The sequence below is a fragment of the Neisseria sp. P0022.S010 genome (assembly GCF_051956635.1).
Map to the genome: position 1 here is coordinate 17,923 of NZ_JBQCXF010000001.1, position 15,393 is coordinate 33,315.

General features: G+C 46.1%; 14 protein-coding genes and 1 tRNA gene. 11 read left to right on the forward strand and 4 right to left on the reverse strand.

Annotation, left to right across the window (positions count from 1 at the left end):
- Positions 1 to 3: 3 nt before the first annotated feature.
- The gene (gene queC / locus ACTHUT_RS00090; RefSeq protein ID WP_049323921.1) at positions 4 to 663 is read left to right on the forward strand and encodes a 7-cyano-7-deazaguanine synthase QueC; all 660 of its coding nucleotides are present in this window, start codon (positions 4 to 6) and stop codon (positions 661 to 663) included.
- A gap of 95 nt (positions 664 to 758) precedes the next feature.
- Here the strand turns inward: queC and ACTHUT_RS00095 are convergent, their stop codons facing one another.
- Positions 759 to 1,820 carry a L,D-transpeptidase gene (locus tag ACTHUT_RS00095; protein WP_188213518.1) on the reverse strand — a complete coding sequence of 354 codons (1,062 nt, stop codon included), beginning with the start codon at positions 1,818 to 1,820 and terminating at the stop codon, positions 759 to 761.
- Positions 1,821 to 1,959: 139 nt separating this feature from the next.
- Here ACTHUT_RS00095 and rlmD point away from each other — a divergent pair, with 139 nt between their 5' ends.
- The 9 genes from rlmD (at position 1,960) to ACTHUT_RS00140 (ending at position 10,441) form a co-directional block, all read left to right on the forward strand.
- Positions 1,960 to 3,285, forward strand: coding sequence for a 23S rRNA (uracil(1939)-C(5))-methyltransferase RlmD (gene rlmD / locus ACTHUT_RS00100; RefSeq protein WP_440386097.1), 1,326 nt, complete (start codon positions 1,960 to 1,962; stop codon positions 3,283 to 3,285).
- 124 nt (positions 3,286 to 3,409) lie between these two features.
- On the forward strand, positions 3,410 to 4,897 hold the full coding sequence (locus ACTHUT_RS00105; protein ID WP_070822019.1) for a 23S rRNA methyltransferase: 1,488 nt from the start codon (positions 3,410 to 3,412) through the stop codon (positions 4,895 to 4,897).
- A 23-nt stretch (positions 4,898 to 4,920) separates the two neighbouring features.
- A complete protein-coding gene (locus ACTHUT_RS00110) occupies positions 4,921 to 6,024 on the forward strand; it encodes a response regulator (protein ID WP_440386098.1) in 1,104 nt (367 codons plus the stop codon).
- Between the two features lie 10 nt (positions 6,025 to 6,034).
- Positions 6,035 to 6,571, forward strand: coding sequence for a GTP-binding protein (locus ACTHUT_RS00115; RefSeq protein ID WP_440386099.1), 537 nt, complete (start codon positions 6,035 to 6,037; stop codon positions 6,569 to 6,571).
- Between the two features lies 1 nt (position 6,572).
- Positions 6,573 to 7,214: a hypothetical protein gene (locus tag ACTHUT_RS00120; RefSeq protein ID WP_003748732.1), complete on the forward strand. Its 642-nt coding sequence runs from the start codon at positions 6,573 to 6,575 to the stop codon at positions 7,212 to 7,214.
- A 39-nt stretch (positions 7,215 to 7,253) separates the two neighbouring features.
- The gene (locus tag ACTHUT_RS00125; protein WP_003679682.1) at positions 7,254 to 7,613 is read left to right on the forward strand and encodes a roadblock/LC7 domain-containing protein; all 360 of its coding nucleotides are present in this window, start codon (positions 7,254 to 7,256) and stop codon (positions 7,611 to 7,613) included.
- A gap of 98 nt (positions 7,614 to 7,711) precedes the next feature.
- Positions 7,712 to 7,787, forward strand: a tRNA-Asn gene (locus ACTHUT_RS00130).
- 245 nt (positions 7,788 to 8,032) lie between these two features.
- Complete coding sequence (locus ACTHUT_RS00135; protein ID WP_049323926.1) at positions 8,033 to 8,428, forward strand: hypothetical protein; 396 nt, start codon at positions 8,033 to 8,035, stop codon at positions 8,426 to 8,428.
- A 453-nt stretch (positions 8,429 to 8,881) separates the two neighbouring features.
- The gene (locus ACTHUT_RS00140; protein ID WP_440386100.1) at positions 8,882 to 10,441 is read left to right on the forward strand and encodes a TerC family protein; all 1,560 of its coding nucleotides are present in this window, start codon (positions 8,882 to 8,884) and stop codon (positions 10,439 to 10,441) included.
- 64 nt (positions 10,442 to 10,505) lie between these two features.
- On the opposite strand, the gene ACTHUT_RS00145 is transcribed toward ACTHUT_RS00140, so the two are convergent.
- Entirely contained in the window at positions 10,506 to 11,609 is a 1,104-nt protein-coding gene (locus ACTHUT_RS00145; protein WP_440386102.1) for an anhydro-N-acetylmuramic acid kinase, read from the reverse strand.
- Positions 11,610 to 11,762: 153 nt separating this feature from the next.
- Here ACTHUT_RS00145 and ACTHUT_RS00150 point away from each other — a divergent pair, with 153 nt between their 5' ends.
- The gene (locus ACTHUT_RS00150) at positions 11,763 to 13,337 is read left to right on the forward strand and encodes an inorganic phosphate transporter (RefSeq protein WP_003748724.1); all 1,575 of its coding nucleotides are present in this window, start codon (positions 11,763 to 11,765) and stop codon (positions 13,335 to 13,337) included.
- Between the two features lie 340 nt (positions 13,338 to 13,677).
- Here ACTHUT_RS00150 and ACTHUT_RS00155 read toward each other — a convergent pair whose 3' ends face one another.
- Both ACTHUT_RS00155 and aroC read right to left on the reverse strand, forming a co-directional pair.
- The gene (locus tag ACTHUT_RS00155; protein ID WP_003748722.1) at positions 13,678 to 14,118 is read right to left on the reverse strand and encodes a ProQ/FINO family protein; all 441 of its coding nucleotides are present in this window, start codon (positions 14,116 to 14,118) and stop codon (positions 13,678 to 13,680) included.
- Positions 14,119 to 14,235: 117 nt separating this feature from the next.
- On the reverse strand, positions 14,236 to 15,336 hold the full coding sequence (gene aroC, locus ACTHUT_RS00160; protein WP_440386103.1) for a chorismate synthase: 1,101 nt from the start codon (positions 15,334 to 15,336) through the stop codon (positions 14,236 to 14,238).
- Positions 15,337 to 15,393 lie beyond the last annotated feature (57 nt).

The following is a 15,393-nucleotide window of genomic DNA, read 5'->3' on the forward strand; positions in this document are numbered from 1 at the left end:
ACAATGGAAAAACAGCAAGCCCTCGTTATTTTTTCGGGCGGGCAGGATTCAACGACCTGCCTGATTCAGGCAATTCAAACCTATGGCCTTGAAAATGTGCAGGCCATCACTTTTCAATATGGACAACGCCACGCCATCGAATTGGAGCGCGCGCGTTGGATTGCCCAAGATTTGGGCGTGAAGCAGACCGTGCTCGATTTGAGCCTAATGCAACAGATTACGCATAACGCGTTGATGGATGATACGGCGGCGATTGAAACGGCTTCAGACGGCCTGCCCAATACATTTGTAGATGGGCGCAATGCTTTGTTTTTGCTTTATGCCGCCATTTACGCCAAAGGGCAGGGGATACGCCATATCATTGCCGGCGTGTGCGAAACCGACTTTTCCGGTTATCCCGACTGCCGCGATGTGTTCGTCAAGTCGATGAATGTTACGTTGAATCTGGCCATGGATTACGCTTTCCAAATCCACACGCCCTTGATGTATTTAACCAAAGCGCAAACTTGGGCATTGGCGGATGAAATGGGCGTGTTGGATTATATTCGCGAGCAGACGCATACTTGTTATAACGGCGTGGTCGGTGGTTGTCATGAATGTCCGAGCTGTATTTTGCGCGAACGCGGCTTGTCAGAATATTTGGAAAGCAAAAAGGCCGTCTGAATTAAGAGGGGCATCTATTTCCAATATCCAGTAATACGAAAAGGCCGTCTGAACAATTCGTTTCAGACGGCCTTTGGTTATGTGTTTTGTTCTGCTTAGAACAGCAAATCTTCCGGTTCGCTGCTTGCCGGAGCCTCTTTCACAGGCGCAGAGGCCGGGGCAGTAGCCGGTTCGGAAGCGGCTTTAGGCGCTGAAGCAGGCGTCTCGGCCGGAGTGGTTGCCGGTTTGGCAGCAGGTTTTGCCGGTTTCACCGGAGTCGGACGAACGCTTTGTTTCGGTTCGGATGCTGCCTTGTTTGTATCGTCGGTAGCATCGACTTCGATTTCGGTGCCTTGAGGCAATACCACATCTTTAGCAGGAGCCGGTTTCGGCATGACTTTTGGTTTGCTGTAAGCATCCGTGCCGCTGGTCCATGCCAAAGATTTTAAAGGCGATTTGAGTTTCACGCCTTTGGCGCAGGTCAGACAGTTTGCCGCGCCGGTGCGTCCTTTCAGGATTGCATCCACACGCGCTGCAGGAATGGTTTTGCCGTGCGCTTTTGCCCAAGCGGCAATGCTTTTTTTCAGGGCAGCCGTATCAAGATTTTTCTTGTTGTACGGATCGCGATAGGCAGCCAGCCACAAGTTTTGGTTGGCATCTTCGTTCAGGCTTGCCATTTGGTAGATAACAGAGGCAGGAGCACCTGTTGCGATGGTTTTGGCAAATTCCAATGCGTCAGGCGATTTCATGCGCACGCAACCATGGCTGCGGACGCCGGGCACGCTGGCAGGGGCATTGGTGCCGTGAATGCCCAGGCTCAATTTAGGGTCGCCAAGGCGGACAAATACGGGACCCAGCGGATTATTCGGACCGGCCGGTACGCTTTTTACGCCGTCATTGCGTTCTTTTTGGATGGATTTAGGGATGTGCCAAACCGGGTTGTAGGCTTTGGCGCCGATTTTGTGTTCGCCCAGAGTGGTTTGAGTCATGGCTTTGCCGACAGCAACAGGATAAATTTTGCTCAGTTTGCCGTTGTCGTAGAGGAATAGACGCTGTTGCGTAATATTGATAACGACGTGTTGTCCGGAAGAGGCGGGAGAGACGTCTGGAATAAGTGTGTTTGCAGCAGCGGCCGAGGTTAGAAGGGCGGCTGTCAGGCCAAGGAATAATTTTTTCATGTCGTCTTTTTTTGTGGGGATTGAAATGAAAGTTTTTGGCGCATGATACCTGAAACTCTGTGTTTTTGTGAGAAAATATGCGCTTTCGGTATTGGAAGGCTGTCAGACGGCCGGTAAGCGGCTGTCTGACGGAAACGGTATGAGTGTGAAAGAACGGTATCAAGAGGCGGAAGTTTTTTCTTTGGATTATGAGGGCAGGGGTGTTGCCAGAGTCGATGGGAAGACTGTATTCATCGGCGGTGCGCTGCCCGGAGAGCGTGTAACGTTTGCCATTCATAAAGAAAAAAAGCAGTTTGCAGAAGCTCAGGTCGAAACGGTTTTAAAACCTTCTTCCGAACGCGTGGAGCCCGCTTGTTGCTATTTTGATACATGTGGCGGCTGTTCGCTCCAACATGTTTCCTTTGGCGCGCAAGTTGCATTAAAGCAACGGATTTTGGAAGAGCAGTTGGAACGGATAGGTAAGGTCAAGCCGGAGATAATTTTGCCTCCTTTATATGGTTTCTCCTGGTATTATCGCGATAGGGCGCGTTTAAGTGTTGCGGTGGATAAAAAAGGCCGTCTGAAACTCGGTTTTCAGGCTAAAAAAAGCCATGATGTCGTCAATATCCGCCATTGTTCTATTTTACCTAAACATGTTTCTGATAAATTGCCTGATGTCCGAAATTTGCTGCAAAAGCTGCATGATGACGGTGTGAAAGTGAAATTTGTTGAGTTTTATTGCGGGAGAAATGTGACCGTACTCAACATTCGTTTCGTAAATCAACCGTTTGGACAAATATTAAGCGAATTGCGTAATTGGTTTGATAAGATATTGTCGGGTGCTGAAAAAGCATGGCAAATATGGCTGCAGGATCATGCCGAATCCTTGCCGTTTTATCCCGAGAATGTGCCTGCTCTGAACTATGATTTTGCTCAATTTGATGTAGAAATGCCTTACAAACCGGGTGATTTTACGCAGATTAATGCGCAATTGAACGAAGTGATGGTGGCAAGGGCCGTCAGACTTTTAAACCCTCAAAAAGGGGAGAGGATTGCCGATTTGTTTTGCGGTTTGGGCAATTTCAGTTTGCCGCTGGCGAAAAGTGGCGCATCGGTTGTCGGTATTGAAGGCGCCGATTATTTGGTAGATAGGGCAAGGGAAAATGCCCGCCTGAATCGTTGTGCCGAGAATATGACGTTTTCTGTTGCCGACTTGTTCGATACCGATGAAAAGACTGTCGAGTCATGGGGGAAATTTGACAAGATGTTGCTCGATCCGCCGAGAAGCGGTGCTTATGCTGTTGTCAAATCACTACACAAACCGTTTTTGCCTCAGAAGATAGTATATGTTTCATGCAATCCATCAACATTTGCACGGGATGCCGGTGTCTTGGTGGATAAGGGCTATAAGTTTAAGGCAGTAGGAATCATGAATATGTTTGCACAAACCTCGCATGTTGAATCCATCGGTGTGTTTGAGTTGTAAATTGGTATCAAGTCCTTTATGTGAGTAGGGTTTTTAATGTAAAAATGAGTCCATTCATGTTATCATCATTCGTTTGGGGAATTCATAACGTTGAAGTTGCGCGTAAAGCAACAGATGTTAATAAATGCAGTTTGCAGCACAAGACCGGGAGGTGTTCTTGAACTATCAACTTTTAACTATTTTTTTGCTGGTGCTTTTTTTGCTGGTGTTGTTTTTTGTTCGTCATAAGCAAAGTAGCGAACAAAGAGGCAACTCAGGCAAACAAAGCGCACATGCATCAAAAGGCGGCCATAAATCTGCCGCTCATACAGCCTCCTCTGAGGATGGAAACGACTGGATTGAGAAAGTCAACCAGACAGTTTCCAATGCGGATAATCAAGATTGGGAATGGGGCGGAAGTGGCTCAAGCAATGCTACAGCTTCTGTTTCTGCACAAGAAGTTGATCCATTGACCGAATACCAGGTTTATAAACAGTTCGGTTATGAGAGTAAGGCCGCAGAGTCTTTGGCCGGGTATCTCAATACTTTGGAAGATGGTGCACCGGAAAAACTGGTTCATGAATTAATCGGTTTGAATCTGCGCGTCGGCAATATCGATATGCTCGCAGATACACTTGAGCGCCATAGTGCTTCCCTTTCTGAAGACAGCGTAGCTGAATACTTGAAAGCCGGTTTGGCTTTGGATTCAACCAACCTGCGCCTGCGCGTTTTTGCCGAACATCATCTCGGTTGGAATATGCAGGAAGTGGATCGTCAAATTGGCGAACAAAGCGGTTTGGAAGTTGCTTCCGACGAGCATATTGCCTTTGAGAACGATTCGGCCGAACGCATCGTCGTGCCAGGTATGGGCAAACGTGCGCCTATCGTATTAGGCAAGAAAGACTTTGGCGAAATCAGCCCTGAAGAGATGGGCGCGGTGATTGGTTTTGCCAAGCCGGAGCGCAGTGCAAAAATCCTGAAAGACAAGATTAGTTACGAGACTGCTTTGCATCAATACAACAAAGCAATCCAAACTTCTGCGAAACCTGCTGGTCTCATTATCGATGCCTTGCGTCTGGATTATCAGAATGAAGAAGTAGGGCAGTTTGCCAAGCATCTGTGGAAGCTTTACCACTCTTTGGGGCAATATGGCCGTCAAGTAAAAGAACGTATGCTTGGTTGGGGTTATAGCCTTGGTTATCACGAAATTTTTGATGATTTGGAAAAAGGGCCGTCTGAACAGCAAATTAAAGAGATTGGTTTGAAGCGCGGTTATATTCAGCCAAGTTCTTTGCAGATGAAAGCCAAATATCGCGATTTGGTTCAAAAAGATTCTTCTGTCATCAGCGCAAGCTCTTCACCTGCCGATGAAGCTCTGAAAGAAGTGGAATCTCTGTTGGCTTACGGTCAGTTGGATTTGGCTATCAGCACTCTGGAACAAGCTGTTTTACAGTATCCTCAAGAATCGCAGCTGTACATCATCTTGTTTGATTTGTACGAACGCGTCGAAGACTGGGGACGTTTAGAACAATTCCTGCGCCTGTTGCGCGAGCGTGTTGTCAGCCTGCCTGAAGAGGTTGTCTTGGCAATGAGCCGTCTCTTGCAACGAATGAACCAATATTCAAAAAAATAAGATAATCGTAGAAAGTACGAGTAATGAATAATCATTTACCAAAAATTAAAACCATACGGGTTATGTTACAGGAGATGGGTGAGCAACAGCAGGCGGTATTCCGTATGGCATTTAAAATGCACAATACGACGAATTACGTCATCGTTTCTCTTGATTCTGATGAAAAACCGGATTTGGTATTGGTTGATACCGATACGCCGGCAGGTGTAGAAGCTTGGAAAGAGTCGAAGAAAACTTATCCGGAAGTACCTGTGGCGATGTTTTCTTCTGAATTGCCAACCGTAACGACTCCTTATTTGGCCAAGCCGGTTAAATTCGATACCTTGTTTCCTGTTTTGCGCAGCCTGGCTCAGGGCGGGAATGTTTTTGAACCGTCTGAACAACAAGCGGCTGAAGAGAATAAAGGACAATCAAATTCCGATGGCGCAAGAAAAGCCACCATTCGCCGATTTAATCCAAATAAAGGCTTGTTGGGTGCGCTGAAATTTGCCAGTCAAGGACACCAAGATATTGCCGTCTTGCATGAAGGCAAGCCGATATTGATCGTGTTTCCCAGCATTCAACGTGTACTGCTGACAGTCAGTGCCAATGAGCTGGAGAAATTGTGTAAAAACGATAACTTGGCAGTTGTGTGTAAGGCTGTGCCTGATAATCCGCAATGGAAAGAGAAAGCCAAGGTTACCATTATGTCATGCTTGTGGCAGATGGCTATTTGGACTGCATCAGGCCGTCTGATTTATCCGATGACGCCGCAAACTGTCTTTACGCTCAAGCGTTGGCCAAACTTAACCCGTTTGGCGCATGTTCCGGAATCTATGCGTCTGTCGGCATTTCTGACGAAGACATCCGTTAATCTGAATGTTCTTTATAAAGTCATGCCATTAGAGATGCCTGATATTTTGAATTATTTATCGGCAACATATATAACAGGCTTTTTGGCGACAGATACAGAGTTTGCAACAGATGCGAATAATACGCCTTCCTTGAATGAACAGATTGATGTGAATAGCAAAGACGTACCTGAAACAGCAATGAGCAAAGAGGCTCAAAAAGTTGCCGGTCCGTCTAAAGAACAACCTCGCGGCCTGTTGCAACGCCTGATGCGTAAGTTGCTGGGTAAATCGTAAAGGACACGTCATGAAAGAAAATAAAATTATCTTTACCGGTCCTGTTGGCGTAGGTAAAACCACTGCAATTTCAGCTTTATCTGATGAACCGCCGGTTCAAACCGATGCATTCGCATCCGATATGACACTTGTCCGCAAGGGGTACACGACTGTGGCAATGGACTACGGTGTCATTCATTTGGATGAGGAAACCAAGGTTCATCTTTATGGTACGCCTGGTCAGGAGCGTTTTAATTTCATGTGGGAAATTCTGAGCCAAGGCAGCATGGGCTTGGTACTTCTTTTGGATAATACAAGAAGCAACCCATTGAAAGACTTGCAATTCTTCTTGGATGCGTTCCGAGAGTTGCTGAAAAAAGCGCCTTTGGTTGTAGGGGTAACGAAGATGGATATCCGCTCCTTGCCAAGCGTAGATGTTTATCAAAAATATTTAGCACAGAATAATTTTAATGTACCGGTTTTTGAGATTGATGCACGTCGAGAAGACGATGTAAAACAATTGGTTACTGCCATGTTGTTCTCAATTGATCCCGGATTAGAGGTATAAGATGGAAGCGACACTCTCTTTACAATCAAATTTATATCCTAAGATTACACCGGCAGGTGCGTATTATGCCGTTTCAAGCGATACGCCCAGCGCCAGCAGAACTTTATTGTATGGTTTGTTGCGCGCAGAGCCGTCTGAAACCATCAGCAGTGAAAAACTTTTGGCGTGGGCAGACACCAGCGATATCAATACCGCTTTAAACCTGTTGTATCGCCTCCAACGCTTGGAGTTTTTGTACGGAGATGAGGAAATCAGCACAGAGGACATCCATCTGACTGACGAACAATTACCGACATTGTTGGAACAGTTGTCGAATTCTGGCAAAGCTTTGTTGGCTGATGAAAACGGTTTGTATTTTGCCAATGCCAATTTCCATCATGAGGCAGCAGAAGAATTGGGTCTTTTGGCGAGCGAAGTAGCCAAAATGGAAGACAATCACCGTCTTTTGATCCGCAATAACCTGCATATCAATAATAGCGCATGGGGTATTTGCGATCCTTCAGGTCAAAGTGAATTGACCTTTTTCCCGCTGTATATTGGCATGACCAAACTGATTTTGGTAATTGGCGGCATGCCTGATTTAAATAAAGAGGCTTTTGTTACTTTGGTTAAAGTGCTGTACCACCGATACGGCAGCCGTTGATTTTTGCCTGACCGATATTTATTTTAGAATGGAGCGACTATGCAACAACTATTAATCTCTGTATTAAGCGATTTGAACAATACCTCTGCGGATATCACTGCTTCTGCAGTTATTTCTACAGACGGCCTGCCAATCGCAACTATGCTGCCTTCCCACCTGAATGCAGACCGTGTAGGTGCGATGTCGGCAACGCTTTTGGCGTTGGGTAATCGTTCCGTACACGAGTTGGCTTGCGGTGAGTTGGATCAGGTAATGGTTAAAGGTAAAAATGGCTATATTTTGCTGAGTCAGGCGGGTGAAAATGCAGTGTTGGCATTGATGGCAAAAGAAAGCGGTAAATTGGGTTTGATTTTGTTGGATGCGAAACGTGCGGCCAAACAAATTGCTGAAATCTTATAAAAGTTTTATAAATTAAAAAGATATAAAAATATTTTTGTTTTTATATAGATTGTTGCTTGACAGGCTTCTGATATTTTCTATATAATTTCATCTTTAATTCCCCGATAGCTCAGTCGGTAGAGCGACGGACTGTTAATCCGCAGGTCCCTGGTTCGAGCCCAGGTCGGGGAGCCAGATTTGAAAACCACCATCTTGTATGGTGGTTTTTATTTTATCTATTGGTTAATATTTTAAGATATTTTGATGATAATTGATTAAATGATTACACTTAATTCATCAGCCTTTATAGGAACAAATCATCAAGGTTACATCACAACCATCCATGTGAAAAGTGGAAAAGACTTTTGAAGATCTATAAATCGTAGCAATCCAAAAGATAAAACAATTTATGAAGTAAAATAATTTATGAAAGGTTAAAAATGATTTACTCAGCAAAGCTAAAAAAAATGGATGAAATAATTGAGGAATTTGCATATTTTTCTATAGAAAATAACGATCTATATTGTTTCCTTAATTGTTGTCCAATGGCTATTGAAGTGAATAAAGTTTACAATGTGGAACTTGACTATTTCATTATTGATGAGTTTATATTGGAAGAGGTTAATACAGATGAATCTGTTATTATTCCTTTTGAAAGAATAGGTGATAGTGCACAATATAAGATAACAGGTAGGCTAGATGGCAATACATTTACAGCTGGAAATATTTGCTTTGAAGATGATGCTCTTCAATTAGAATATTCTTATTTAGATGGCAGATTAATTACTTTAACTGTATGGAGATTAAGTATATCCGTAATTTCTGAAAGAATATAATCGTTATATTTTCTAAGAAAATTATTGTCTATATAAACCGTGCCGTCTGAAAAAATCCCAATTTTTTAGACGGTTTGAGACCTTGGTAAAAAAAATAAATTTTCACTCAGGCATTTAGGGGATTTCTTATAAGAATCTTCTTTCAGCAAACCGAACAAACCATAATCACCAAATATATCGACCGATTCCTTTTGTTAACGCTGGAAAAAGTGATTTGTTGGCAGCTGTAGACTGTTTTTAAAAGAAAATATGCTGTCGGACTTTGCCTTTCTTTCGTCAAACTGATAAACTGTTTGCCATTATTTTTGACCGGGGCATAAATTTTTCATGAAAGACGCAGAGCAGAGTAGTTGTTATACCGCTTCTTTCCCTTTATTTATGCCCGAAATTTGGCAGTCTGTCCGTTTTAAGCGGAACGGCTGCCTTTTTGTATTTTAAAGGAACGCAATCATTATGGATTTCAGTTGGTTGGCCGAGCCGCATACTTGGATAGGCTTTGCCACGCTTCTGGTTTTGGAAGTTGTTTTAGGTATTGATAACCTTGTTTTCGTAGCAATTTTGGCAAACAAGGTCAAACCGTCGCAACGGGATAGGGCGCGGATAACGGGCTTGGGTTTGGCTGTCGTTATTCGGATTTTCATGCTGGGCTTTATGGCGCACATCATGACGCTGACGCGTCCTTTGTTTGAGCTGGGCGGCTTGGAGATTTCCGGTAAAGACATGATTATGTTTGCCGGCGGTATTTTCCTGCTTTATAAAGCGACTACCGAGCTGCACGAACGCCTTGAAGGCCACAATCAATTTGCGGTTGCTGAAGGGCAGAAGAAGCATTCTTCTTTTTGGGGTGTTGTGGCGCAAATCTTGATTTTGGATGCGGTTTTCTCTATCGATTCTGTTATTACGGCAGTGGCGATGGTGGATCATATTGTGGTGGCAATGGGTGCAGTGGTTGTGGCGATGACGGTGATGATTTCCGCCAGCAAACTGTTGACCGCCTTTGTGGACAAGCATCCGACCGTAGTGATGTTGTGTTTGGGTTTCTTGTTGATGATTGGTTTCAGCCTGATTGCGGAAGCCTTCCATTTCCATATTCCGAAAGGCTATTTGTATGCGGCGATCGGCTTCTCGATTTTGATCGAACTGTTTAATCAGGTTTCGCAAAAGAATGCCCGCAAAAATGACTACATCAGCACTTCTTGGCGTAAGCGCACCGCTGAAAATGTGTTGGGCATGATGGGTATCCGCGAAAGCATTTTGGCAAAAGCAGGCGATAACGGCGGCGATGACGAGCATTTTGAAGAAAACGAAAAATCCATGATTCGCAGCGTGCTGACTTTGGCGGAGCGTCCGATTATGGGTGTGATGATTCCGCGTCGGGAAATTGAGAAATTGGATATTTCCCAAAGTCGGGAAGAGCAAAATGCGCAGTTGAAAAATACGCCGTATAGCCGTTTGTTGGTTGTCGGTAAGGCAGGTGTAGATGAGCCTTTGGGCTATATCAGTAAAAAAGATTTGCTGAACCAGCTGCTTGAATCGGGAGAAATCAATATTCAGACGGCCTTGCGCCAGCCGTTGATTTTGCCGGACAGTACGACGGCATTGAATGCGATTGAATTGTTCCGTCAAAGCAGCGCGGATTATGCCTTGGTGGTGGATGAGTTTGGTGCAGTGTTGGGTATGGTGACCATGAAAGATTTGTTGGAAACCATTGCCGGGGAATTCCCCGAGGAATTCGAGCGTGAGGAAGAAGAAGCTGCTCCAGCCAGTCAGGATGAAACGCTGTCTGTGGATGGTGCATTGGAGTATGTGGAATTGGCTTCTCAATTAAATTTGCCTGCCCAAGAGGAAGACGTTGACTTTCATACCGTTGCCGGCTTGATTATGGAAGAGTTGCAAAGTATTCCTGATGTGGGCGATTTCATCGATTATCACGGTTGGCGTTTTGAAGTGGTTGAAAAAGACGGACAACGGATTGCCCGTGTGAAAATCAACCGTTTGCCGGAAGAGGAATAAGTGAAGAGTTAGTATGGTAAAGGCCGTCTGAAAATGTTCAGACGGCCTTTTTATTTATCCGACTTTAGTTACCGTAATGTCCAGAGCCTAAAATCCGGTGTGAATGTGCGCCGGTTGCATGGTGGGGATTACTTGGAATTTGATTGCACCAACAGGCGGCAAGCCAGGCAAAAGCGGCGGCTTCGACCCATTGTGGGTCAAGATGGAGCTTGGCTGTGCTGTGCAATTGGGTGTCGGGAGAAAACAGGGTTTCTAAGTCTTGCATTAACACCGGATTGCGGATGCCACCACCACAGATATAAAGATGATGAATCGCCGGGGCAGCTTGTTTGGTCGCATCAAAAATGGTTTGTGCAGTATAAAAGACCAATGTGCGCATTACGTCTTCCGGCTTTTCATCACCTTTCAGACGGCCTTGAAGCCAGCTTAGGGAAAACAACTCTCGGCCTGTGCTTTTGGGATAAGGGCGGCTGAAATAAGGATGGTCGAGCAGGGAAGCGAGCAGGTCAGGGAGGATTTCGCCTTGTGCGGCTTTTTCCCCGTTTTTGTCGTAAGGCTGCTGCCAAATATGTTGCATCCATGCATCCATCAGCATATTGCCGGGGCCGGTATCGAAGCCGAAAGAAGGGCTGTCGGGCGGGAGGATGCTGATATTGGAAATGCCGCCAATATTGAGTACGGCTCGGGTTTCATTCGCATCTCGAAACAGTGCTTCGTGAAAGGCTGGGACGAGGGGCGCACCTTGGCCGTTGCAGGCAAGGTCGCGGCTGCGGAAGTCTCCGACCGTGAAAATGCCGGTCAGCTCGGCTAAAAGCGAGAGGTTGACCAGTTGAATGCTGTAACCGTGTTCAGGCGCGTGGCGGATGGTTTGTCCGTGGCAGCCGGTTGCGGCAATGTCTTTGGCAGACAGGTTTTGCTCTGTCAACAGTTGCTGTACGGTTTGGGCGTATAGGCGGCTGAGTGTTTGCGCCAGGATATTGCTTCTATGCAATTCATTTTCGCCTATGTCTTGCAGTGCCAACAATTCTTGGCGCAGGCCGTCTGAATAGGGTAGAAAACTGTGGGCGACGGCGCGTTGCCATTGTTTGCCCTGCATTTGAATCAGTACGGCATCGGCACCGTCCATGCTGGTTCCGGACATGATGCCGATATAGTATTGGGGTTGCATTTCGGTTACAGAAAGGGAAGGTAAAATGACATTTTAACGCCTTTTGACGTTTTTACGGGAATTTCGGCGTTTAATGTAAATAGTTGGTGCAAGAAAGATTACAAAGAGGTTAAAATAGCGCGACTCAACATGTTTTCCAAAAGGAAACTTTCCATGGCTCAAACTCAGTCGAGTGCGAACTTGAAGCTGATTAATACGGCTTTCGCCGCTATGCTTGTGAGCATGGTCGGCTATTTTATTTATTGGGGCCTGGGTTATACCCATTACAACCACTCCGGCCTGTTTATCCTTGCCACCTTTTTCGGCGTCTTCATGGCGTTTAATGTGGGCGGTAACGATATTGCCAACTCTTTTGGTACAAGTGTCGGCTCCGGCACATTGACCATTCCGCAAGCTTTGCTGATTGCGGCAGTATTTGAAGTCAGCGGCGCAGTGATTGCCGGCGGCGAGGTGACAGATACCATCCGCAAGGGTATTGTCGATTTGAATGCGATGCATTTGGATCCGATGCAGTTTGTCTTTATTATGATGTCTGCGCTTTTGGCTGCGGCATTGTGGCTGCTTTTTGCGTCGCACAAAGGCCTTCCTGTCTCGACAACGCATGCCATTATCGGCGGTATTGTCGGTAGTGCATTGTGCATGGCGACGTTAAACGGCGTAGATTCCGTTGCATTGATTCAGTGGGATAAATTGGGCGAGATTGCCTTATCTTGGATTTTGTCCCCGGTTTTGGGCGGCATCGTTTCCTATCTGTTGTTTTCACGAATTAAGAAAAATGTTTTGGATTACAACTCTTGGGCCGGCAATACGCTGAAAGGCATCAAACTGGAGAAGAAAGCCTATAAAGAAGAGCACCGCCAGTTTTTTGAGGCCTTAAGTGAATCTGAAAAAGTCGAATACGCCACCAAAATGGCGCACGATGCCCAAATTTATGATGAGCCGGACTTTGATCCCGAAGAGTTGCAGTCTGAGTATTATCGCGGCCTGTACCGCTTTGACAGCCGTAAGGGTGAAGTGGATTCTTACAAAGCCCTGCATTCCTGGGTGCCGTTTATTGCTTCTGTCGGCGGTATGATGATTGCGGCCATGTTGATTTTCAAAGGTCTGAAAAATCTGCATTTGGGCATGAGCAATGTCAACAGCTTCCTGACCATTTTCATGATCGGTGCGGCTATTTGGATGGGTACGTTTGTATTTGCCAAAAGTTTGAAACGCAAAGATTTGGATAAATCGACTTTCCAAATGTTCTCATGGATGCAGGTATTTACCGCTTGCGGTTTCGCATTCAGCCATGGTGCGAACGATATTGCCAATGCGATTGGTCCGTTTGCCGCGATTATGGATGTGCTGCGTACCAACAGCATTACTGCTCAAAACGCCGTGCCGCCGATTGCTATGTTGACTTTCGGTATCGCTTTGATCGTCGGTTTGTGGTTTGTTGGTAAAGAAGTGATTAAAACCGTAGGGACCAGCTTGGCGGAAATGCACCCTGCGTCAGGTTTTTCTGCAGAGCTTTCTGCCGCCGCCGTTGTGATGGCCGCATCATTTATGGGCTTGCCTGTTTCCAGTACCCATATCTTGGTAGGTGCCGTTTTGGGTATCGGCTTGGTTAACCGCAATGCCAACTGGAAATTGATGAAACCGATCGGCCTTGCTTGGGTCATTACCTTGCCTGCTGCTGCCGTTTTGTCTGTTGTCAGCTATTTGGTTTTGCAGGCCGTGTTTTAAGACTACTTGATTGAAAAAGGCCGTCTGAAAGATAGATTTCAGACGGCCTTTGCTTATTTTTGTAAAGGATAGATTTTAGTTTGTTTTAACGATGCATAAATCATGCTTTTCAATGTTTGAACTGATACAAGAATAATCAAGGTGATAGAGAAATACCTTATTGGGAATATTTTAGAAAAGATTTTTGGTTTCAAAACTTGGTTTGGTGAGGGCAAACAAAGCTATTTTTAATCAGTCCACTATAAGGTTAAGGCAATAAAAAACCCAATTCAACGACATTAAAGAAAGTCATTGAATCGGGGTCTTTATTTAGAACAAGCTATAACAGGCCGTCTGAACATTATTCAGCAGCGTTGTTGGTCTCCTCAGCTTGAGTAGGAGCCACTTCTGCTTCAGCGGCAGCTTTAGCGGCTTGGCGTTCGGCTTGTGCAGCCAATGCCTGTTGAACGGCAGGATGCTGTTGGGCGATGGTTTGCTCTTCTGCGCTGACTTCGCCTTTGAAGCGGTTGTTCAGGTCGAAACGTTTGCCGCCACGGGCCAAGGCTTTCAGATAGCGTGGGCGGCGGCAGTGGTTGGCCAGTACGCGTGCAATCAGTGCAGGGTCGTATTGGGGCAGGGCGGCAACCAAATCTTGGTCGATGCCGACAGCCAACGGTTTGAATCGTTTGAACACATCATATTTGCCGTAAATGTGGTCGGCAATCATGTCTGTTTGTTTTTTCTTGCTCATGGTTTGGACGGCAGATTTCAGCGCAGCGCCCAAAGCGGTTTCTTGTGCCATTGCGGTTGTATTCCTCTAATCTAAATCCGTATTTTCTTCATACGGCAATAAGGTGCTATTGTAGTATAAAGACTGTGATTTGGCTAAATTTTTCTGAGAATATTCAGAAATAAACGGTTATTTTCCCAGTTTGGCGATGTCCGGTGTATTGACCTGTACATCGGCATTTTGTGCACGATGGCGTAAGGCGTGGTCAATCAAGACCAATGCCAGCATGGCTTCGGCAATCGGAGCAGCGCGTAATCCGACGCAGGGGTCGTGGCGGCCGTGTGTGGCAAGCTCGACAGGATTGCCTTCTATATCGATGCTGCGGCGCGGTGTGGCGATGGAGCTGGTCGGTTTGATGGCAATATTCACATGAATGTCTTGCCCGGTGCTGATGCCGCCCAAGATGCCGCCTGAGTGATTGGATAGAAAACCTTGAGGTGTGAGCTCGTCGCCATGCTCGCTGCCGCGTTGCGTTACGCTATCAAAACCTGCGCCGATTTCTACGCCTTTGACGGCATTGATGCCCATCATGGCATAGGCAATTTCTGCATCGAGGCGGTCAAAAACCGGTTCGCCCAAGCCGACGGGGACGTTAGCCGCTTCGATATGCAGTTTTGCGCCGACAGAGTCCAATGCTTTGCGTACGCTGTCCATATAGTTTTCCAAGTCCTCAATTTGGCTTTGGTTGGCGGCAAAAAAAGGATTTTGGGAAATATATTCGTAACCTTCAAACTGGATTTCTTTTTCACCGACTTGGGTGACGTAGGCGGTAATTTCCGTGCCGAATTTTTCTTTCAGCCATTTTTTAGCGACTGCTCCCGCGGCAACACGTGCGGCGGTTTCGCGGGCGGAACTTCTACCGCCGCCGCGGTAGTCGCGTGTGCCATATTTGTGCCAGTAGGTGTAATCGGCATGGCCGGGACGGAAACTGGTGGCGATATTGCCATAGTCTTTGCTGCGTTGGTCGGTATTACGGATCAGGAGGGCGATAGGAGTGCCGGTGGTTTTGCCTTCGAATACGCCGGAGAGGATTTCGACTTGGTCGGCTTCGCGGCGTTGGGTAACGTGGCGGCTGGTGCCGGGTTTTCGGCGGTCAAGGTCAAATTGGATATCCGCTTCGCTCAATTCTAATCCGGGCGGACAGCCGTCGATGATGCAGCCCAAGCCTGCGCCGTGGCTTTCGCCGAAAGTGGTAACGGTAAAGATTTGTCCGAAAGTATTGCCTGCCATAGGGATACTCTTTTGAAATTGGGTTTGGAAATTTTTTGTTTGGATAATTCTCAGGCC

Excerpts from the sequence above, each read along its gene's own strand:
- queC (WP_049323921.1), top strand. The coding sequence starts at position 4 with ATGGAAAAACAGCAAGCCCTCGTTATTTTTTCGGGCGGGCAGGATTCA.
- ACTHUT_RS00095 (WP_188213518.1), bottom strand. The coding sequence starts at position 1,820 with ATGAAAAAATTATTCCTTGGCCTGACAGCCGCCCTTCTAACCTCGGCC.
- rlmD (WP_440386097.1), top strand. The coding sequence starts at position 1,960 with ATGAGTGTGAAAGAACGGTATCAAGAGGCGGAAGTTTTTTCTTTGGAT.
- ACTHUT_RS00105 (WP_070822019.1), top strand. The coding sequence starts at position 3,410 with ATGCAGTTTGCAGCACAAGACCGGGAGGTGTTCTTGAACTATCAACTT.
- ACTHUT_RS00110 (WP_440386098.1), top strand. The coding sequence starts at position 4,921 with ATGAATAATCATTTACCAAAAATTAAAACCATACGGGTTATGTTACAG.
- ACTHUT_RS00115 (WP_440386099.1), top strand. The coding sequence starts at position 6,035 with ATGAAAGAAAATAAAATTATCTTTACCGGTCCTGTTGGCGTAGGTAAA.
- ACTHUT_RS00120 (WP_003748732.1), top strand. The coding sequence starts at position 6,573 with ATGGAAGCGACACTCTCTTTACAATCAAATTTATATCCTAAGATTACA.
- ACTHUT_RS00125 (WP_003679682.1), top strand. The coding sequence starts at position 7,254 with ATGCAACAACTATTAATCTCTGTATTAAGCGATTTGAACAATACCTCT.
- ACTHUT_RS00135 (WP_049323926.1), top strand. The coding sequence starts at position 8,033 with ATGATTTACTCAGCAAAGCTAAAAAAAATGGATGAAATAATTGAGGAA.
- ACTHUT_RS00140 (WP_440386100.1), top strand. The coding sequence starts at position 8,882 with ATGGATTTCAGTTGGTTGGCCGAGCCGCATACTTGGATAGGCTTTGCC.
- ACTHUT_RS00145 (WP_440386102.1), bottom strand. The coding sequence starts at position 11,609 with ATGCAACCCCAATACTATATCGGCATCATGTCCGGAACCAGCATGGAC.
- ACTHUT_RS00150 (WP_003748724.1), top strand. The coding sequence starts at position 11,763 with ATGGCTCAAACTCAGTCGAGTGCGAACTTGAAGCTGATTAATACGGCT.
- ACTHUT_RS00155 (WP_003748722.1), bottom strand. The coding sequence starts at position 14,118 with ATGGCACAAGAAACCGCTTTGGGCGCTGCGCTGAAATCTGCCGTCCAA.
- aroC (WP_440386103.1), bottom strand. The coding sequence starts at position 15,336 with ATGGCAGGCAATACTTTCGGACAAATCTTTACCGTTACCACTTTCGGC.